Genomic DNA, 19,826 nt, shown 5'->3' with positions numbered 1-19,826 from the left:
TCCCGCGCCGCCTTTTTAAGGTATCAGACGCCCGGCGGCATGGAGCCGCCAGCACGAAGGCGGCTATTCCTCGTCGCCCTCGTCCTCGTCGGCTTCGACTTCCGTTTCGGTATCTTCGCCTTCGACCTCATCCTCGATGACAGCGCGCGAGCCCTGTACCGTGGCGATGGTGAAGTCCCGGCTGGTGATAACCGGCTTCACGCCTTCGGGAAGCGTGACGCTGGAAATGTGGATGGAATCGCCAATGTCGTAGCCGGAAAGATCGACCACGATCTCGCTGGGGATGTTGCCAGCCTTGCAGCGCACTTCGATATCGTGGCGCACAATGTTCAGAACGCCGCCGCGCTTGATGCCCGGAGCCTTCTCGTCATTGATGAAGTGCACCGGCACGTTCAGCGTGATGACCGAGTTTTCTTCCACACGGTAGAAATCGATATGAACCGGCTCGTCCGTGACCGGGTGGAACTGGATGTCGCGCGCGATGACGGGCTGGCGCTCGCCCTTGTGCTCGATATCGACCATATTGGCGATCAGCTTGCCCGTGCCGATGGCTTTCACCAGCTCGTTGCGCTTCACACTGATCGACACAGCGCCGCGCGGACCACCGTAAAGGACACCGGGAACCAGGCCGGAGCGGCGCGCTTCGCGGGCGCTACCAGTGCCGGTGCGCTCACGCACCTCAACGGAAACAACAATATCACTCATGGGGTCCGGTCCCTGTGGTAAATTCTGGTTTCAAACGCGTTCGCCGCCTGCAGGCGGGCGGCGCTCAAGCGAGCGCGGGCTATTAGCCGGTTTTTGCACGCCGCGCAACAGGGCGCAGTGAGTCTTGTTGGCCTTGCCCTCTTGCGGGCAACACCTAGTCAAACAGCTTGGAGACGCTTTCCTCGTTGGCGATGCGCCGGATCGCCTCGGCCAGAAGCGGCGCAATGGAGACGGCGCGCACCTTGGCGCAGGCGGCTGCCTTGTCGGTAACGTCGATGGAATCGGTCACCACCAGTTCCTTCAGCACCGAGTCCTTGATCCGGCTGGTGGCCTTGCCTGAAAGCACGCCGTGCGTGATGTAGGCGGAAACCTCTGCCGCGCCATGGTCCTTCAGGGCCGCCGCCGCGTTGCACAGCGTGCCGCCGCTATCGATGATATCATCAAAGATGATGCAGCGGCGCCCCGCCACATCACCGATAATATTCATCACCTCGCTCTCGCCAGCCTTCGGGCGGCGCTTGTCGACAATGGCAATGTCCGCGCCGAGGCGCTGGGCCAGAGCGCGCGCGCGAACCACGCCGCCAACGTCCGGCGAGACGATCATCAGGTCTGATGTGTCGTAATGCTTGCGGATATCCTGCTCGAATACCGGCGTGGTGAAGAGGTTATCGGTCGGGATATCGAAAAAGCCCTGTATCTGCCCGGCATGCAGGTCCAGCGTCAGCACGCGGTCAGCGCCCGCCTTGGCGATCAGATTGGCCACCAGCTTGGCGGTGATCGGCGTGCGCCCGCCGGTTTTGCGGTCCTGCCTGGCATAGCCAAAATAGGGGATGACGGCCGTGATCCGCCGCGCGCTGGCGCGCGAGAGCGCGTCCATACAGATCAGCAGCTCCATCAGATGGTCGTTGGCGGGCTTGGACGTCGACTGGATGAGGAACACGTCCTCCCCGCGCATGTTCTCTTCGATGCGCACAAAGAGCTCGCCATCGGCGAAGGTCTCGATCTCGACATTGGAGAGCGGCGCATCAAGATAATTGGCGATGGCACGGGCCAGGGGCCGGTTTGCGTTGCCGCTCATCAGTTTCATTGCGAAGAATCCCCTCGGACGCTGGCCGTGATGGGCGCGCTCATAGCAGACCCCAGGCTGTATCGAAAGCGGCTGCCAGCGTGTTTGTACACCGTGCGCCATGCCCCGTACACGGATTATCCGGTGAAGAAGGTGAGGCCGGGCGGGGCGGGCATGCCCGGCGCACTAAGGGCTATCACCTTGAACAGAACGCCCATCTCGTCATCCGCCGTCAGCCGGTGAAGCTGGCGCGCGATTGTGCCGCGCTGGTCTGGCCGGGAGGCGGCGAGCGCGGCGGCGCGCTGCTCCATGCCCAGACCTTTGAGAAAAGCCCCCTGCTCCACCGGACCATACACATCCAGCCCGGCGGAACGCGCGCGCCGCGCCAGCGTGTCAAAATCCACCCGTGCGGTCAGGTCTGCCGTACCTGGCGCGTCCAGCGGGTCCACCTTCTGATGGGCGCGTATCGCCTGCAGCGTATCGCCGGGCTCCGACACGGCCGGCCCGTAATCGATGAACAGGGCATGGCCGGGATGCTCTGAAAAACGCGCAGCCAGCGCGTCCACCACTTGCGCATCACCGGGGCGCAGCTCCACCAGCGCGCCGTCAGGGCTTGCGCGCAAAGCATCAGGAATGAAGGGATCATCCTCGGCAATGACCGGCCCGGTGACGAAGGCAAAGCGGCTCTCATCATCAGGATGCAGCGTCACGCAGCGTTCACGCCACTGACCCTCCACCCGCACGGCCTGACGCACAGGCAGGCAATCAAGAAACTCATTGCCGAAAATGATTCCCGGGCCTGCCGGGATGGTTTCGAGGCTCTTGGCCCAGCCCACCGGCACACCCACCCTCGCCAGCGTCTGACCCTGCACCATTTTAAGCGCGGCGCTCGCCTCGACCAGGCTGATTTTCAGGGCATCGGCAAAGCCCGGCACGGCGCGGCCTGCGCGCAGCATATCGGCCATCATCGTGGCCTTGCCTGGGCCCAGCTCGGCCAGAACAAGGCTTTCAGGGGCACCCATATCCTGCCAGCACTGCGCAGCCCACAGGCCCAGAAGCTCGCCAAACATCTGGCTGATCTCAGGGGCGGTAATGAAATCACTGCCAGCCCCGATAGGATCGCGCGTGGCGTAATAGCCCGCCATCGGATCAAAGAGCGCCTCCATCATGAAGACAGAGACCGGCAGCGGGCCTTGCGAGGCGATGCGCGCGCGCAAATTCGATGCTATGCGCGCCGCCGGGTTGAACTCGTCCGCTTCAGTCACGGCTAGCCTGCTCTGGACCGGGACTTCTTGCGCTCAGGGCGCATCTCGCCCGGCGCGGAAACAGGCGGTGTCTTGAGCGAACGCCAGATGAGATACGCTCCGGCAGCGATCATCGGCACGCACAAGAGCATGCCCATGGTGACATAGCCCTGCAGCGCGTCGGGCATATGCCGGTCGGGCTCGCGGAAAATCTCCACGAACGCGCGGAACACGCCATAGCCCGCGAGGAACACGCCGGTGACAAGGCCGGGCCGCGACAGCGCGCGGAAGCGCCAGATCAGGAAGGCGATGAGCGCCAGCAGCACCGCCCCTTCCAGGAACGCCTCGTAAAGCTGGCTGGGATGGCGCAGCGCGCACAGCGGATCATCGGCAAAGCGCATCGCCCAGGGCAGGTCAGGCGCGGGACGGCCCCACAGCTCGCCATTGATGAAGTTGGCCAGACGCCCCAGCAGGAGACCAATGGGCGTCGCCGCTGCGACCGCGTCCGACACGTTCAGCAGCGGGATTTTCCACAGCCGGGCAGTAACGATCATGGCCAGCATGACGCCGATCAGACCGCCATGGAAGCTCATCCCCCCTTCGGTGATGCCAGTGATGACCCACAAGGGGCGCTCCCACAGGGCGCTCGTCTGGTAGAAGAGGACATAGCCGATACGGCCGCCCACAATGACGCCGACCATCACCCACAGCATCAGCTCCTCGACATAGGCGCGGTCCATCGGCGCGGCCTTCGGGTTGGCATGTGTGGTCCACAGGCGCGGCCGGGCGACGAGCTTGAGCACATAGAACAGGCCAAGGAAAAATCCGGCGATATAGGCCAGCGCATACCAGCGCAGCGCAAACGGGCCGATCTCGAAGATAACGGGATCAATCAGGTCGAAACTCGCGGGGCACAGGGCCATGTGGCGTATCGTCTCCAGAGCGGCATTAACGGTGAAATCTGCGGGGCGGACATTGCGTTGGACGGGCCGAAGGGCCTATATCCTGACCTCTATACCAGCAAGGACCGTCTTGTCATGCAGACGCGCAACCCCGTTTTCACTGATCTGGCCGATCTGATGACCGATGCCTTCGGCGCGGCGCGCGCTGCGGGCGATGAGGCGCGCTCGGTTTTCCGGGCGCAGGCCGAGCGCGTGGCCGCTGACATGGATCTGGCATCCGGTGACGAAATGCGCGCCTTGCAGGCAATCATCGCCCGGCAGGGCGAGGAAATCGAATCACTCAAAGCCCGTCTGGCCGCGCTGGAGGGCAAAAAGCCTGCTACCTCGCGCGCGGCTGCGGCGCCGAAGCGTAAACCCGCTTCGAAAAAGGCTTCCAGCTGAACGGCTTAATTTCAAACCCTTGCACACCGTTGCGCAGTGTCCCCGGAGCGGCTTACGGTCGTTCAACGGGACGATGCCGGCATGTGCTCTGAGGGAGGCGCAATGATGGATCTGCATACCGAAACCTACATTCAGACGATCGATCCGCTGGAAAGCGTGGAGCAGGCGGTGATCGCCGAGCAATACGCCTATGAGCGCGATGATACCGAGCTGCACATGGCCGTACCCGGCGAATGGCGCGATCACCAGGTATGGTTTGCCTGGCGGCCCGAGCTGGACGTTCTGCACGTGTGCGCGAGCCTCGAGCTGAAAACGCCGCCAGCGCGCTTCCGCGAGGTTTGCGAGCTTGTCACCCGCCTCAATGAGCGCCTCTGGCTTGGCCATTTCGATGTCTGGGCTGAGGACGGCTCGGTCGTGTTCCGTCACGCCCTGTCACTGGCGGGCGGCGAGACGGTAAGCCCGGCGCAGGCTGCGGCGCTGATCGTGGCAGCGCGGGAGGCCGGTGAGCGGCTCTATCCGGCGTTCCACTACCTTGTCTGGGGCGGCAAGAGCGTCGAGGAGGCTGTGGCCGCCGCGATGTTTGACACGGCCGGAGAAGCCTGAAGAGCACAAACATGCCCGTTACTGATGAACCTACAGGCAAGGTCGCGCTTATCGGTGCTGGCCGGATGGGACTGGCTTTGGCCGCTGGCTGGCTGCGGGCGCGCCGGGGCGGGCTGGATTCGGGCACGCTTGTTATCGTCGAGCCCAACCCGTCAGATGAGCTTGAAGAGCTTGCCGGCAAATACGCCATCAAGGTCATGCCCACGCTGACCAAGGCCGCCGCCACAGGTCTCGACCGCGTGGTGCTGGCCGTAAAGCCGCAAGCCCTGCCTGCCCTGGGTGAAGATCTGGCCGGGAAGTTACCGCGCGATGCGCTGATTATCTCCATCCTCGCCGGAGCGGGCCTTATCGGTCTTGGCCGCCTGTTTCCCGGCCATCCCATTGTGCGCGCCATGCCCAACACGCCAGGCTCCATTGGCAAGGGCATTTCCGTCGCGATCTCCAATATCGAAGCCGATCCGGCCCATTTCCGTGCGGCTACAGATGCCCTGCTGAAAGTGCTCGGCAGCGTGGAATGGGTTGAAGACGAGCGCATGATGGACGCCGTGACGGCTGTCTCAGGCTCCGGCCCGGCCTATGTGTTCCTGATGTGTGAGGCACTGGCGCGCGCTGGCGAGGCCGAGGGCCTTCCCGCAGACCTCGCAGAGAAGCTCGCCGTGGCCACCGTGGCCGGGGCTGGCGCCCTGCTGGAAGACGGCCACAAGCGCAAGACGGCTGACGCCGCCGCTTTGCGCCGCGCTGTCACCTCGCCGGGTGGCACCACACAGGCCGCCCTAGATGTGATGATGGCCGGTGGCGGCCTGCCCATGCTGGTGCGCAACGCCGTATCCGCCGCAGAGCGCCAGTCACGCAAGCTGGGCAGCACGTTCTAGGCCGGTATCCACAAAACCGCCTTCAGCCCGCCCAGCTCGCTGCGCTCCAGAAACACATCGCCGCCATGGGCGCGCGCTGCATCACGGGCGATGGCAAGTCCAAGCCCCACCCCGGTCTTGTTGCTGTTGCGCGACGGATCAAGACGGCTGAAAGGCCGGAAAGCCTCCTCGTAAAGCTCTGGCGGAACGCCCGGCCCGTCATCCTCGACCCGGAACTCGATCCGCCCGCCCGTATCAACCAGCGAAAGGGCCACCGTCTGCCCGTGCGCGACGGCATTATTGATGAGGTTGGAGACCGCCCGTGTCAGAGTGCCGGGCCTCACTTCGCGCGTCAGAACCTGCGGAGCGTCCAGCGCAATCTCGTGGCCTGCACGGCCAGCCTTTTCCGCCAAGGACCGGCACAGCTCCGCCAGATCGGTATGTTCACTTTCCTCGCCGCTCTGGCCGCGGGCAAAGGCCAGATACTCGTCCAGCGCCATTTCCATCTCGGCAATGTCCTGGATGGCCGCCTCACGATCCGGGCCGGCCGGCATCATGGCGAGCTGCAGGCGCAGGCGCGTCAGCGGCGTTCTGAGATCATGGCTGACGCCTGCCAGAAGCGCCGTCCTCTGCTCGACATAGCGCACAAGCCGCTCACGCATGTCGATGAAGGCGGTTGCAGCCTGACGCACCTCGCGCGCGCCGGCAGGGCGGAAGCCCGCCGTATCCTGCCCGCGCCCGAAGGCTTCCGCGGCTGCGGCAAGCCGCTGGATAGGTTTGGCCTGATTGCGGATAAAGATGATCGATACGGCACTGAGAAGCGTCGATGCGCCGACAATCCACAAGATGAAGATATGGCCCGTCGTGGCAAAGGCGCGCTCGCGCGACGCAATGAAGCGCAATACGCCTGCATCCACCTGCACGCGTATGTCGACATATTCAGGATAGCGCGTGGTGTCGAACCAGAACTCGTTATCCAGCCGGGCGGTCAGCGCGCGGCGCAAGGACCGGTCCAGCGCCCGGAAAAAAGCCGTACGCCTGCTGGATGGCAAAACATCGCCCTCTCGCAGATCAACTGACAGGCCAACGGTTTCAAACGCGAGATTGGCAACCGGATCAATCCCTTCCGGCCCGGCGCGTTCAACCAGCGCGGTAATCATCGCAACATCGCCTGCAACGCTTTCCGACAGGCGCGCCGTCACGGTCTGCCAGTGTTCTTCGAAAAAGGACCAGGTCACCGCCACCTGCATGATCGCCACCGGCAGCACGATGATGAGCAGTGAACGGCCAAACAGGCTCGTCGGCAGATAGCGCTTTAACCCGAACCGCATGAACCCGCGCTCACTTTCCTGCCGGTGCCTCAAAGACCGGCTCGGCGACCAGCTTATAGCCTTCACCGCGCACCGTCTGGAGGAAAACAGGATTTTTCGGATCATCCTCGATCTTGCGGCGCAGCCGCGTCATCTGCACGTCAATGGCCCGCTCGCCCGCGCCGCCGGCAGCACGTTCAGACAGGAGATAGCGGTCAACAGGCTCTCCGGGCGACTGGGCCAGCGCGCTCAGCAGGGCCGCCTCCCCGCCCGTCAGGCGCACACGGGCCTCGCCCTGCATCAGCTGGCCGGTTTCCAGCTCGAAAATCCAGCCGCCGAACCGCACACGCTTTGCCCCCTGCTTCTTGGGGATCATGCGCCGCAATATCGCCTGCACGCGCAAGATCAGCTCTTCAGGTTCAAACGGCTTGGCCAGATAATCATCGGCGCCCAGCGACAAACCCTTGATGCGGTCTTCAGGCTCGCCGCGAGCGGTAAGCAAGAGGATCGGGCAGTCATGTGCCTCACGCACGGCGCGGGTCAGCTCAAACCCGTCCATGCCGGGCATCATCACGTCAAGGATGAGCAGGTCGAAGGCAAGCGAGCGCAGCATCGACAACGCCTTGCCCGCATTCGGGGCAGAGGACACGCGAAACCCGCGCTCGCGCAGGAAGCGGCTCAGAAGCGTGCGGATACGGTCATCATCATCGACGACAAGGATATGGGGTTCAGATGGCAGGCCGGTCATCCTCGCTCCGCTTTGCCAGCAAAGTCTAAAGCCAAGGATGGACCGGTTTGGCCACGCCACAAAGTGGCAGGATGTTACGCAGCATTTCAGCCCGGCGTCATGCGGCCCGGATGCGCTCCAGGAAACGGGTTACATCACCGCGCAATTGCTCGGCCTGACGGCCCAGCTCACCTGATGCATTGACCACCGCGTCTGCCGACTGGCTGGTCTCACGCGCGCCGGACAGCACTTCGGTAATGGTCTGGGAGACCATGCCGGAGCTTTCCGCTGACTGGTTGGTATTGCGTTCGATCTCGGCTGTTGCCGCGCTTTGCTCCTCGACCGCAGCCGAGATGGAGGCCGACACGCCGGTCACCTGTTCGATGGAGCCGGACACCGCCTCGATAGCCTTCACCGCTGCATTGACCACCTCCTGCACGCTGGTGATCTGGCCGGAGATTTCCTCGGTGGCCTTGGCGGTCTGCGCAGCCAGGGACTTCACTTCCGAGGCAACAACGGCAAACCCCTTGCCGGCTTCGCCTGCGCGCGCCGCCTCGATGGTCGCGTTGAGGGCCAGAAGATTGGTCTGCTCGGCAACCGTCTCGATCAGGCTGACAATCGTGCCAATGCGTTCGGCCGCGGCAGAAAGCTCTGCCATGGTTTCGGCTGTACGCCGGGCCTCGTCGCGCGCCTGGGAGGACGCGCCAGCCGCCTCGCCCGCCCGCTGGGATATCTCGCTAATGGCGCGGGTAAGCTCGCCTGCGGCCTGCGCCACGGTTTTGGCCGCAGTGCTCGCCTGCTCGGAGGCGGCGGCCACGCTGGAGGAGCGCTCTGATGTGCCTTCAGCTGTTTGCGCCATCGCCTTGGCTGTCGTTGACAGCTCTTCGGAGGCTGCCGCCACGGAGGAAACAATGGCCGAAACCGTCTTTTCAAACTCGTCCGCGAGTGCGTCACGCTCAGCCGCCTTGGCCTTCGCGGCGCACGCCTCGATGGTGGACATGCACAAATCCATATCCAGCATGGTGGCTTTGACCAGCGTATCCAGAACAGCCTCAAGCTGCTCTTCCTTGCCACGATTGCGGATGGGATTTTTGCCGGACAATGACCGGCGGGTGATGGCGCGCACCAACCCGCCAAGAATCTTTGCATACCCGCCAAAATACCAGGCAGGTTTCAGGCCGAGCCGCGCATGCGTCTCGCCAATACGCCTTACTGAGTCCAGATAGTCCTGTCCGTAATCGGCCGCACAGATGCGCAGCCAGTGCTCAAGCTGCTTCTGGCGGGCATGCGCTCGCATCTCCGCACTCTTGAACATCACGTCCACTTCAGGGTGCTTGGAGATATCCAGATAGAACTGGTCCAGGATCGCGGGCAGCTCTGCTTCAACCAGCGGCTTCGCAGCGCGCAACCGCTCACGGTCAGCATCCGAAAAGCTGAGAAATTCGAAACGTTCGGTCAAGTCGACAATCGCCATGCTCATGGAAACACTCCGCCTTTTCAGGCGGCTGAGCCGCACACTCGACCGCCATGGTGAAGAAACCATAAACGTGGTTAACAACTACTAAACCGTGTAACATAAAATATGCCTATCTCAGGTTGTTTTTTAGCGCCGCCCGCAGATAGGGTATCGCGCTCCACACCGTCAGCGCCGCACACAGCCACACCCCGCCAACCCAGATGTAGAACCAGTCCGCCACGTCCACGAAACCCATCGCTATCAGGACAAACGGGAGCGCCACCACAATCATGGTCAGGGCCGTCTTGGCCTTGGCATCATTGGTGACGGCATAGGCGCCTTCGCTGCGCGGCGGCCCTGACAGACGCACGCCCGTGACGATGATATCACGCAGCAGGATGATACCGACCGGAACGGCCAGCGCCGGATTGCCGCCCGCAATAAGCGTGTAGGCAATGAGATAAGAGCCGGTCAGCATCTTGTCAGCGATGGGATCAAGCAGGGCGCCAAGGGCACTGGCTGCGCTGAAACGCCGCGCCAGCCAGCCATCAAGCCAGTCGGTGAGCGCTGCCGCCACGAAAATCAGCCCGGAGAGCACCGCATAGAAAACCGCCGTCTCCTCCAGCGCCGCGCCTGCGCTCTGCAAGAGCAGCCACGCCCCGGCAATGCCGCCAACACCGCGCAACACCGTGACCAGATTGGGAATGTGGCGCAGCATGGCCTGTCTCCTAACCCTGCTCGTGGAAATGGTCGTAAATCTTGCGGGCCAGGGCCTTTGAAACGCCTTCGACAGCCTCAAGATCGGCAAGGTTCGCGCGCGAGACAGCCCGCGCGGACCCGAAATGTTTCAGAAGCGCCGCACGGCGCGAGGCACCGATCCCGGCAATGTCATTGAGCGGGTTGTCCTTGATCGCCCGGCTGCGCGCGGCCCGGTGGCCGGTAATCGCAAACCGGTGCGCCTCATCGCGCAGGCGTTGCAGATAGTAGAGCACCGGATCATTGGCGGGCAGGCGGAACGGGGCCTTGCCCGGCATGTAGAAATCTTCGCGGCCTGCATTCCTGTCCGGCCCCTTGGCAACGGCGGCAAGCGGGATATCGGCCATGCCCAGTTCTTCCATCACGGCCATCGCCGCCGACAGCTGGCCCTTGCCGCCATCGATCAGAACGAGACCCGGCACAGGCGCGCCCTCTTCGCGCTCTTTGGCCAGCCGGGAGAAGCGGCGGCGCAGCATGGCGGCCATCATGGCAAAATCATCATTCGTGGCCGCATCCCCGCCTTTCATGTTGAAGCGCCGGTACTGGGATTTCTCCAGCCCTTCCGGGCCAGCGACAATCATCGCGCCCAGCGCATTGGAGCCCTGAATGTGGGAATTGTCATAGACCTCGATCCGCTCAGGGCGGGCCTCCAGCGCGAACACCCGCGCCACGCCGTCCAGAAGCTGGGCCTGGCTTTTCGATTCCGCCAGCGTACGCCCCAGCGCCTCGCGCGCATTCGTCATCGCCTGATCGACCAGCTGGGTCTTGCCGCCGCGCTGTGGTTTGCGGATTTCCACCGCGTGACCCGCCCTTAAGGACAATGCCTCGGCTAGCAGCTCGCCCTGTCCGGGTTCATGGGACACCAGCAGCAAGGCTGGCGCAGGCTTGTCCTCGTAAAACTGCGCGATGAAGGCGCCGAGCACGTCTTCAGGGCCCGCCTCGGCATCGTGGCGCGGATAGAAGGCCCTATTGCCCCAGTTCTGGCCTGCCCGGAAGAAGAAGACCTGCACACAGCTTTTCCCGCCCTCCTGATGGACCGCGATGACATCGGCTTCCTCGATGCCTTCAGGATTGATGCCCTGGCTGGTGGTAACCGAAGCAATCGCGCGCAATCGGTCACGCAGGCGCGCAGCACGCTCAAAGTCCAGCGCGTCCGCGGCCGCCTCCATGTCGGCCTGCAGGCGCTCACGCAAAGCGCCCGAACGCCCGCGCAGAAACTCGCGCGCTTCCCCCACCAGCTCGTCATAGCGCTCCGGCGCAATGAGATCGACGCACGGGCCCGCACAGCGCTTGATCTGGTAGAGCATGCACGGGCGGGTACGCGCCTCGAACACGCTGTCTGTGCAAGTGCGCAGGAGAAACGCCTTCTGCAGCGTATTCAGCGTGTGATTGACCGCCCCGGCAGAGGCGAAGGGGCCGAAATAATCGCCCTTCATCTTGCGTGCACCGCGATGCTTGGTCAGCTGGGCCGATGCATGATCGGTGCGGATGAGGATGTAGGGGAAGGATTTGTCATCGCGCAATATGATGTTGAAACGGGGCTTTAACCGCTTGATCAGATTGGCTTCCAGCAGCAGCGCCTCGGTCTCGGTCGCCGTGACGACAAACTCCATGCTGGCGGTCAGCGCGATCATCAGCGCGATGCGGTTATTATGCCCGCCGGACTTGGCATAGTTCGACACGCGCGATTTCAATTGGCGGGCCTTGCCCACATAGAGCACCTCGCCATCCGCCCCATACATGCGGTAGACGCCGGGCTTCATCGGCAGGCGCTTGACGTAGTCGGCAATCACTTCCGGCCCGGAACGCACGTTCGCCTCGCTGACGCGGCCGGGCGCGTCATGCGTGTCGGTCGGCGGTGTATCAGGTCGGTTTGCGCGGGCCATGAGGGGCAAGATAGGCTGTCACGTTCCCGGCGTCAGCGCCAGCGCTCATAGCTGACACCCACGGACGTAGCATCATCGAGCGCGGTCAGCTTGTCGACTTTGAGCGCGATACGCACAATGCGCGGATCGGCAAACATCGTGTCGGCCAGCGCCTGCGCGAGGTCTTCGAGCAATTCGTGATGCTGGCGGCCCACCACCTGGCGCACGGTTTCTGCCAGCGCGGCATAATTCACGGCATGGCCGAGATCAGCCTCCGGATGAGCCGCCTCGCTGGCAACTTCCGCTTCCAGGCTGACGGCAATCGGCTGCTTGCGGCCACGTTCGCTGGCATAGACGCCCACTTCCGCCTCAAGGCGCAAGCCTTCCACGCGCACGCTCAGCCGCTCACCGGCAAGGGCGTGTTCGGAGCGTGGCCGGGCCGCTGCGTCGGCAGGAGCAAGCGTCGGTTTCATGTAAGGTTTCCGTGTCGGCGTCGGCAGGTGAATACGGCTCAGACGAGCTCTCGTACCACTTCATAGCCGAGAGTGGGCCGGGCAACCGAAACTTTTCTCAGTCCGGGCCAGAGCGGGGTGAGGCGCTGCGCCACAAAATCGGCAATCGCCTCCATGGACGGACCGGCCAGTCCCTCCACCTCGTTGAGAAGGGCGTGGTCCAGCGGCGCAGCCGCCGTGGACAGATCATCACGCAGCCGGTCAAGGTCTTCCACGCCCGGCTCGGCCTGCACCCAGGCACGCACCAGATAGGAATGGCCGTGGATCTGGCGGCGCGCATCATCGTCCGCCCCGAACGGGGTGAAGTGCGCAGCTTCGATATTCACCTGGGCAGAAATCAGCATCATGGCGCGCGCTCTATACTGCGAAGGGCGGTGCAAGGTAAGCCCTGCCAGCAGGTCGGGGCTTTCAACCGCGCCCGCAAGGTATAGTTTCGCGCCAGATGCAGGAGCATGACATGGCAAAGAGCAAAGGGACAGCGCTGGTTACCGGCGGAGCAAAGCGGCTGGGACGCGCCTTCTGCGAGGCGCTGGCCGAGGACGGCTATGACATCGCCGTGCACTATTATACGTCTGAGCGCGACGCGCAGAGCCTGATTGATGCCCTGTCGGCAAAGGGCGTTACTGCGCGTGCCTTTGGCGCCGACTTCTTCGATGCAGACGCGATCGAGACCCTGCTCCCTGCGGTAAATGCCGCCATGGGCCCGGTCAGCCTGCTGGTGAATTCCGCCTCGATCTTTGAAGATGACAGCGTGGAGAGCGTGAGCGCGCAGAGCTTCCGGGCGCATATGGAGGCGAACACGCTCGCGCCGGTACTCCTGTCGAAAGCCTTCGCCGCGCAAGCCCCCGAAGGCGCGATGATCTTCAACCTGCTCGATTACAAGCTCTTCAACATCAACGCCGATTTCTACTCCTACACAATCTCCAAGGCGGCGCTGAAAGCCGTGACGGAGATGCTGGCGCGCGCACTTGCCCCGCGTATCCGCGTCAATGGGGTGGCACCGGGCCTGACCCTGCCGAGCCCCTATCACGACGAGGCCACATTCGAGCGCCTGCACAATGACAATCCGCTTCAATGCGGACCGACGCCGGACGATCTGGTGCGCACGCTGCGCTGGTTCCTCGCCACGCCCTCGGTGTCGGGGCAGATCGTGTGTGTCGATGGCGGCCAGCATTTCGACCCGCGCCTGACGCGTGACGTGTTCGGCGCGCTTGGCAGCTAGCGGCTCGACGGAACCCTCCGCACTGCCTAACTAGAGGGTTCGGGCGTGGCTGGTCTTGCGTCCCTCACCTTGTGGACGAATACCGTGGCCCTCTCCTCCCCCGATCCGAAGCGCCCGACGCTTGGCATGGCCGAGCTGATCGCGATGACGAGCGCGCTGATGGCGCTCAATGCGCTCTCCATCGACATCATGCTGCCTGCCCTGCCCGATATTGGCCGGGCCTTTGATGCGATGGGCAATGAGCGCCAGCTGGTCATCACCTCCTATGTGCTCGGCTTTGGCCTGGCGCAGATATTCTACGGGCCGCTGGCCGATGCGCTCGGCCGGCGCACGGTTTTGCTGATCTCGCTGGGCGCGTACTCGCTGGCGACGCTGCTGTGTCTGGCCGCGCCTGACTTTGGCTGGATGCTGGCCGCACGCGCGCTGCAGGGCGCAGCGGCTGCCGGTACGCGCGTGATTGCTACCGCCGTCGTGCGTGACCTCGTTTCCGGGCGCAAGATGGCGCAGATCATCTCCATCGCCATGACCTTCTTCATGGCCGCGCCCATCCTCGCGCCGGGTCTGGGCCAGGCCATCCTGCTCATCGCCAGCTGGGAATGGATCTTTGCCGCCCTGCTGGCGGGCGGCGCGCTGCTCTGGGGCTGGATGCTGGTGCGTCTGCCCGAAACGCTCAGCCCCGAAAACCGCATCCCGGTGCGGATCGGATCGGCCGCGAAGAATTACTGGCTGGCGGCCAGAAACCGCATCACGCTGGGATACATGATGGCCGCCGCCTTCATCTTCGGCGGGCTGTTTGCCTTCATTGCGACCGCCGAGCAGGTGATGGGCGAGCTTTACGGGCTGGAAGTGTGGTTCGCGCTGGCCTTTGCCGGCATCGCTGCCGGACTGGCGATTGCCAACATCGTCAATGCGCGCATCGTGCAGCGCTATGGCATGCGCCGGATTTCCCACTCAGCCATTATCGGCTTCATCATCATCAATGGCGGGCACGCGCTCTACGCGCTGATATCCGAGCCGCCCTTCTGGCTGTTCTACCCGCTCCTGACGCTGGGCATGATGCTGTTCGGGATGATGGGGGCCAACTTCTCCGCCCTTGTCATGGAGCCCGCAGGCAAACGGGCGGGCACGGCGTCGGCGCTCTACGGATCGGTGACGGCGATTGGCGGGGCGATACTTGGATCCCTCATTGGCCAGTCTTTCAACGACTCGGTCTTTCCCCTCCTCGCGGGCATGGCAGGGCTTGGGGTCGCCGCCCTCGTGATCGTGGCCATTACCGAACGGGGCCAGATGTTTGGCGTCGGCGAGACCGAAATCGACGCCCCCGGCTAGCGGCAATCTGTCCGCAGGGGGTGTTTTCAGGCATAATATGGGCGGGTTCACCTTATCGGAGACCCGCCATGACGACCCGTCACGTGCTCACTGTTCACGGCTGGAGTGCCCGCGACACATCGATGGGCAAGCTTGCCGGATTCCTTGGCGGGCAGGGCTTTGCCGTGGAGCATGTATGGCTGGGCGGCTACCCCTCCATGGCCGACGAGGTGCATCTGGCCGACAGCGCTCGGCGGCTGGGTCAGCTTGTCAGGGAGATGCAGGCCGACGGGCGGCTGGGCCCGCGCTTCCATGTCATCACCCATTCCACCGGCGCGCTGGTCGTGCGCCAATGGCTCGCCTTCGAACATGCCAGCGGCGGCGCGCCGGTTGATAATCTCGTCATGCTGGCGCCTGCCAATTTCGGCTCTCCGCTGGCGGTGATGGGCCGCTCGGCGCTGGGGCGGCTGATCAAGGGCTGGAAGAACAGCTTCCAGACCGGCACAGAATTCCTGCACGCGCTGGAACATGGGTCCGAGCTGCAGGAGCGCCTCGCCCTCTCCGACCGGCTTTCGCGCAATGGCGACCGGAAGAGCGTGTTCAGCGAGGCAGGCACGCGCGCCTATGTCATCACCGGCCTCGATGTCTTCCGGCCCATGGGCATTCTGGGCGAAAGCGCCTGGGACGGCACGGTGCGCGCCGCCAGCGCCCATATCGACCCGCAGGGCGTGACGGTCGATTTCAGCCAGCGCGGCGATGACGGCCTGCCCTCGCGGCGCTTGTGGACGCGGCGCGGGCCGGACAGCACCGCCTTTGCCGTCCTGCCCGACCGCCACCATCTCAACATCACCGAGCCGTCGGGGGATGGCGATACCGGCGCAGGACGGCTGGGACGGATGATCCTGCAGGCTTTGCGCACTGATGATGCAACCGGCTACCGCCAAGTGCGCGATGACTGGAAAGCGGTCAACGCCGCGACCCGCACGCTGGTCCAGCCCGATGCCGAAGCCCGCCGCGCCAACCTCGATTCAGAAGAGGATATGGAGCCGGACGCGTTCAACGAGCACTACCAGATCGTCTTCTCGGTGCGCGATGATACCGGCCTGCCGGTCAATGACTATTTTGTCTGGCTGACCACGCCCACGCAGAACGAGCTGGCCTACGGCCTGGGCGCATCCGTTTCACGGCCCGAGGAATACGCCCTGCGCCACGTGCTCAAAAAAGTGCATGTGAACCGGCGCGATGCCTCGCGGCGCGTCTTCCATATCGACCGGCGCGAGCTGATGAAGCATGGCGGGCTGAAGTCGGCGATGACGCCAGCCCGCCTGCCTTTGCTGGCTGCTGGCCTCTCTGCGCCGGCACCGGGCAGGCTCATCAGCTATTTTGAGCGCGGCGATGCGATGGGATCGGGCCTTATCCCGCTGCGCAGCCTGACCGGCGGCGGGGAACAATTCCTGAAACGCTATGCCACCCATTTCATCGAGGTGATCGTGCCAAGACAGCCCGATGAAAGCGTGTTCACGGTGCGCGCGAGCGGCTAGATTGCCCAAGCCCTCGCCCTTCGAGACGGCCTGACGGCCTCCTCAGGATGAGGGCTTTCTTTGCGCTTTTCCCCTCATGCTGAGGAGCCACGAAGTAGCGTCTCGAAGCACGAGGGGAAAAACCCTACTCCGCCCAGCTGGCTGCCATCTCCTCGGTCACGATACCGTCCAGCCGCCAGCCTGCGCCCTCGCCCTGTCTGAGCACGTTGCACAGCCACGGCATCAGGACCAGCATATCGGCTTCCAGCATGTGCGGCGGGTTGATGATAACCAGCCCCGCACCGGCCAGCTTGCCCTCGCTTTGAAGATCACGCACCCACATATCCGCGCGCAAAATGGCAGACGGCTCCACATCGCGCTCGGTGACCAGCCATTCGGCCAGCCCCTCGTCAAACCGGTCGAGCGACCAGAGATCCTTCATTGGCCGCCAGAAGATGAAGGTGCCTGTCGGCCAGCGCTCCAGCCCCTTCATCGCGGCTTCGGCAAGGCGCACAAATTCATCGCGGCTTTCAAAGGGCGGATCGATCAGGACCAGCCCGCGCTTCTCGCGTGGCGGCAAAAGGGCCTTGAGCGCCTTGTAGCCGTCACGCTGTTCCACCTTCACCCGCGCATTGAGCGCATAGCGCTTGTCGAGCGTCTTTGAGTCCGCCTCGTGCAACTCACATAGATGAATACGGTCCTGCGGCCGGATTAGCCGCGCCGACATTTCCGGCGAGCCGGGATAGGCGGTGAGGTCCGCGCCCGCATTCATGGCTTTGATGATACGCAGCAAGGGCGCCAGCACGCGCTCGACATCTGCGGGCCGCTCCGCCGCCATGATCCGTCCGATGCCCTGCTGCCATTCCGGGCTGCGCCGGGCGGCATCGCTGGTCAGATCATAGGCGCCGATCCCGGCATGGGTATCGATGACGGCAAACGGCTTGTCCTTGCGTTTCAAATGCTCAAGGCACAGCGCCAGCACGCCATGCTTGAGCACATCGGCAAAGTTTCCGGCATGAAAGGCGTGACGATAGTTCATGGGATGAGCTTCTAGGCGGGCAGGCGAGGCCACGCAATTGTGAACGCACAGGTCCATTGACGCACCGGGCATCGCCGCTAGCCTTCCCGGCGGAACACACGGCACGAAGCCGGTTCGGGGAGACCACACACATGATTAAACAGTTTGCAGCAGGGCTTGCAGCCCTTGTCCTTGGCGTTTCCGGAGCTGCCGCGCAGGCGCCCGACACGGCCAGCGATCCACGCGAGCCGCGCGTGTTTGAAAGCCGGGGCGAGGTAACCGCCAATGGCCAGCGCGTGCGCTACCGGGCCATAGCCGGCGAGACCTTCCTGCGCGACGAGAGCGGCGCGGCAACGGCGGCCATCTTCTCCACCAGCTATATCCGCGAGGGCGTGTCTGATCCGCGCACCCGGCCCGTAGCCTTCATCTTCAATGGCGGGCCGGGCTCGGCTTCACTCTGGCTGCATATGGGCGTGTTCGGCCCGGTCCATCTGGTCCTGCCCTCCGAGGCCGAGGACGATGGCGCAGCGCCCTATGATATCCGCGCCAATCCGCACTCACTGCTGGATTCAGCCGACCTTGTTTTCATCGACCCGGTTGGCACCGGCTATAGCCGCACGCTGGGCGAGGCCGATCCGGCCCAGTTCTGGGGCGTCAATGAGGATGCGCGTTCTCTGGGACAGTTCATCCGCATCTGGCTGACCGAGAACCGGCGCTGGAATTCGCCCAAATACCTGATGGGTGAAAGCTATGGCACGACGCGCATCGGCGCGCTGATGAACGAGATGGAGCTCGGCTGGAACAATGTCGCCTTCAACGGCGTGGTGCTGATCTCGGTCGTCATGGAGATGGCCAATGCGCGGCCCGACAATCCGCTGGGCCTGACCGGGCTGCTGCCGGGCTATGCCGCCACTGCCTGGTATCACAACCGCGTGGACCGCTCCGCCTGGAGCAATGATTTCAACGCCTTCCTGCGCGATGCGCGCGACTTTGCCACCGACGAGTTCCTGCCCGTCCTCCTGCGCGGACATGATGTGGACGAAGCCCGCTTCAACGCCACAACCATCCGCATGGCGGAGCTGACCGGCCTGTCCACCGACTATCTGCGTTCAGCCAGCCTGCGCGTGCCTTTGAACCGCTTCCGCACCGAGATATTGCGCGACGAGGGCCGCAGCGTGGGCCGGTTTGATTCCCGCTTTGCCGGGCTGGAGCCGGACTCACTGCGGGAGAACCCGGAAGGCGATCCCTCCGGCTATGGCATATCGGCGGGCTACACGGCCGCGATGCGCGAGCACTATACCCGCAATCTCGGCGTCAATATCCCGGACACCTATGTGACGCTCGGCGGCGTGCGTGACTGGAACTGGAATGCGGGCGAGGCCGGCGGCAACAATTCCTACCTCAACACCTCGATCTGGCTGGAGCGCGCCATGCGGCAGAACTCCGACCTGCGTGTGCTGGCCACCAATGGCATTTACGATCTCGCCACGCCCTTCTTCGGTACCGAGATGACCTTCAACCGGCGCTCCTATGACCAGGACCGTGTGACGCTGACCTATTACGAGGCCGGGCACATGATGTATCTGCACCACCCGTCCATCGAACAGCTCGCCCGCGATGTGCGCGAGTTCGTGGCAGCGGGCGCGCGTTAGCGGCGCGGCTTCCGCGTAAGGTCCGCGACCGCCGCAAGGCCGGTCAGGACCAGAAAGACGGCCATGCTTGTCATGGCCAGTTCTTCTGCGCTGGCAGGCGGTTCACCCAAGAGGTGGATCGCCTCCAGTGCGAAGAGCACGGCCACCAGCACGAACGGCCAGATGCGCCCGATCAGGCCCTTCGCCTGTGTCACGCGCAGGTAGAAGATCAGCCCGGCCAGAACCAGCGCCACCTCCAGCCCCAGCGCCAGCGGAAGATTGTTCCACAGGCCAAAGCCCGCCATTGGCCCGCCAGGCCAGAGCAGCAGGTCCGGCGCATGGACGATCAGGTCCAGAAGCCAGTGCGAGAAGCTCGCCGCCGCCACCAGCAGGCCGCCAGCCAGCCGCGCCTTGCGCGCGATAAGCCCATAGGCCAGACCCAGCAGGGCCGACAGCGCGAGCGCGCCGGGCAGAGAGTGCGTGTAGGGCATATGATGCAGGTCCAGCGGGCTCATCGCGGTAAAGCCCGGCACGATGCGCACCTGCTCGATGCCGGCCAGTATCAACGGCGCCCAGACAATATCGAGAAACTGAACAGCGAAGAACAGCGCCCAGAGCGGCACGGTCTTCACCAGCGCTGGCGCAGCGAGCGCGGGTCCGTAATGTCCGATGAACATGGATAAGCCCTC

20 protein-coding genes are annotated in these 19,826 nt (G+C 63.9%); 7 read left to right on the top strand and 13 right to left on the bottom strand.

Translation table 11 applies throughout. The features are described from left to right. Positions 1-63: 63 nt before the first annotated feature. From AB6B38_RS13520 to lgt, 4 genes are all read right to left on the bottom strand, one after another. Complete coding sequence (locus AB6B38_RS13520; protein ID WP_371393433.1) at positions 64-705, bottom strand: 50S ribosomal protein L25/general stress protein Ctc; 642 nt, start codon at positions 703-705, stop codon at positions 64-66. 154 nt (positions 706-859) lie between these two features. Beyond that, positions 860-1,792, bottom strand: coding sequence for a ribose-phosphate pyrophosphokinase (locus tag AB6B38_RS13515; RefSeq protein ID WP_371393432.1), 933 nt, complete (start codon positions 1,790-1,792; stop codon positions 860-862). Positions 1,793-1,908: 116 nt separating this feature from the next. Beyond that, positions 1,909-3,036: a class I SAM-dependent methyltransferase gene (locus AB6B38_RS13510; protein ID WP_371393431.1), complete on the bottom strand. Its 1,128-nt coding sequence runs from the start codon at positions 3,034-3,036 to the stop codon at positions 1,909-1,911. A gap of 2 nt (positions 3,037-3,038) precedes the next feature. After that, the gene (lgt, locus tag AB6B38_RS13505) at positions 3,039-3,938 is read right to left on the bottom strand and encodes a prolipoprotein diacylglyceryl transferase (protein WP_371393430.1); all 900 of its coding nucleotides are present in this window, start codon (positions 3,936-3,938) and stop codon (positions 3,039-3,041) included. Between the two features lie 114 nt (positions 3,939-4,052). On the opposite strand from lgt, the gene AB6B38_RS13500 reads away from it, so the two are divergent. From AB6B38_RS13500 to proC, 3 genes are all read left to right on the top strand, one after another. Next, positions 4,053-4,358, top strand: a complete 306-nt coding sequence (locus AB6B38_RS13500; protein ID WP_371393429.1) for an accessory factor UbiK family protein — start codon at positions 4,053-4,055, stop codon at positions 4,356-4,358. 102 nt (positions 4,359-4,460) lie between these two features. Beyond that, a complete protein-coding gene (locus AB6B38_RS13495) occupies positions 4,461-4,961 on the top strand; it encodes a YbjN domain-containing protein (protein WP_371393428.1) in 501 nt (166 codons plus the stop codon). Between the two features lie 11 nt (positions 4,962-4,972). Further along, positions 4,973-5,833 (top strand): pyrroline-5-carboxylate reductase, encoded by an 861-nt coding sequence (gene proC, locus AB6B38_RS13490; RefSeq protein WP_371393427.1) that lies wholly within the window; start codon positions 4,973-4,975, stop codon positions 5,831-5,833. Here proC and AB6B38_RS13485 read toward each other — a convergent pair. The 7 genes from AB6B38_RS13485 to AB6B38_RS13455 all read right to left on the bottom strand — a co-directional run bounded on the left by AB6B38_RS13485 (position 5,830) and on the right by AB6B38_RS13455 (position 12,785). After that, positions 5,830-7,143, bottom strand: coding sequence for an ATP-binding protein (locus tag AB6B38_RS13485; RefSeq protein ID WP_371393426.1), 1,314 nt, complete (start codon positions 7,141-7,143; stop codon positions 5,830-5,832). The two genes, proC and AB6B38_RS13485, sit on opposite strands and share 4 nt — an antisense overlap. Positions 7,144-7,153: 10 nt before the next feature. After that, positions 7,154-7,870, bottom strand: a complete 717-nt coding sequence (locus tag AB6B38_RS13480; protein WP_371393425.1) for a response regulator — start codon at positions 7,868-7,870, stop codon at positions 7,154-7,156. A 97-nt stretch (positions 7,871-7,967) separates the two neighbouring features. Next, complete coding sequence (locus AB6B38_RS13475) at positions 7,968-9,329, bottom strand: protoglobin domain-containing protein (protein WP_371393424.1); 1,362 nt, start codon at positions 9,327-9,329, stop codon at positions 7,968-7,970. Positions 9,330-9,435: 106 nt separating this feature from the next. Continuing rightward, positions 9,436-10,023: a CDP-alcohol phosphatidyltransferase family protein gene (locus tag AB6B38_RS13470; protein ID WP_371393423.1), complete on the bottom strand. Its 588-nt coding sequence runs from the start codon at positions 10,021-10,023 to the stop codon at positions 9,436-9,438. Positions 10,024-10,033: 10 nt separating this feature from the next. Beyond that, on the bottom strand, positions 10,034-11,947 hold the full coding sequence (gene uvrC, locus AB6B38_RS13465; RefSeq protein WP_371393422.1) for an excinuclease ABC subunit UvrC: 1,914 nt from the start codon (positions 11,945-11,947) through the stop codon (positions 10,034-10,036). Between the two features lie 32 nt (positions 11,948-11,979). Further along, positions 11,980-12,399: a dihydroneopterin aldolase gene (folB, locus tag AB6B38_RS13460; protein ID WP_371393421.1), complete on the bottom strand. Its 420-nt coding sequence runs from the start codon at positions 12,397-12,399 to the stop codon at positions 11,980-11,982. Between the two features lie 38 nt (positions 12,400-12,437). Next, a complete protein-coding gene (locus AB6B38_RS13455; protein ID WP_371393419.1) occupies positions 12,438-12,785 on the bottom strand; it encodes a 6-pyruvoyl tetrahydropterin synthase family protein in 348 nt (115 codons plus the stop codon). Between the two features lie 110 nt (positions 12,786-12,895). Here AB6B38_RS13455 and AB6B38_RS13450 point away from each other — a divergent pair, with 110 nt between their 5' ends. The 3 genes from AB6B38_RS13450 to AB6B38_RS13440 all read left to right on the top strand — a co-directional run bounded on the left by AB6B38_RS13450 (position 12,896) and on the right by AB6B38_RS13440 (position 16,509). Further along, a complete protein-coding gene (locus tag AB6B38_RS13450; RefSeq protein ID WP_371393417.1) occupies positions 12,896-13,660 on the top strand; it encodes an SDR family oxidoreductase in 765 nt (254 codons plus the stop codon). 45 nt (positions 13,661-13,705) lie between these two features. Continuing rightward, a complete protein-coding gene (locus tag AB6B38_RS13445) occupies positions 13,706-14,989 on the top strand; it encodes a multidrug effflux MFS transporter (protein ID WP_371393415.1) in 1,284 nt (427 codons plus the stop codon). A gap of 68 nt (positions 14,990-15,057) precedes the next feature. After that, a complete protein-coding gene (locus tag AB6B38_RS13440; RefSeq protein ID WP_371393413.1) occupies positions 15,058-16,509 on the top strand; it encodes an esterase/lipase family protein in 1,452 nt (483 codons plus the stop codon). A 124-nt stretch (positions 16,510-16,633) separates the two neighbouring features. Here the strand turns inward: AB6B38_RS13440 and AB6B38_RS13435 are convergent, their stop codons facing one another. After that, positions 16,634-17,527, bottom strand: coding sequence for a 23S rRNA (adenine(2030)-N(6))-methyltransferase RlmJ (locus AB6B38_RS13435; protein WP_371393412.1), 894 nt, complete (start codon positions 17,525-17,527; stop codon positions 16,634-16,636). A 131-nt stretch (positions 17,528-17,658) separates the two neighbouring features. On the opposite strand from AB6B38_RS13435, the gene AB6B38_RS13430 reads away from it, so the two are divergent. Beyond that, positions 17,659-19,158: a S10 family peptidase gene (locus AB6B38_RS13430; protein ID WP_371393411.1), complete on the top strand. Its 1,500-nt coding sequence runs from the start codon at positions 17,659-17,661 to the stop codon at positions 19,156-19,158. Here the strand turns inward: AB6B38_RS13430 and AB6B38_RS13425 are convergent. Beyond that, positions 19,155-19,814, bottom strand: a complete 660-nt coding sequence (locus tag AB6B38_RS13425; protein WP_371393410.1) for a hypothetical protein — start codon at positions 19,812-19,814, stop codon at positions 19,155-19,157. The genes AB6B38_RS13430 and AB6B38_RS13425 overlap by 4 nt on opposite strands. Positions 19,815-19,826: the final 12 nt, after the last annotated feature.

Source organism: Glycocaulis abyssi (assembly GCF_041429775.1).
In the GTDB taxonomy this organism is placed as follows: Bacteria; Pseudomonadota; Alphaproteobacteria; order Caulobacterales; family Maricaulaceae; genus Glycocaulis; species Glycocaulis abyssi.
This window is presented reverse-complemented; position numbering and strand designations above follow the sequence as displayed.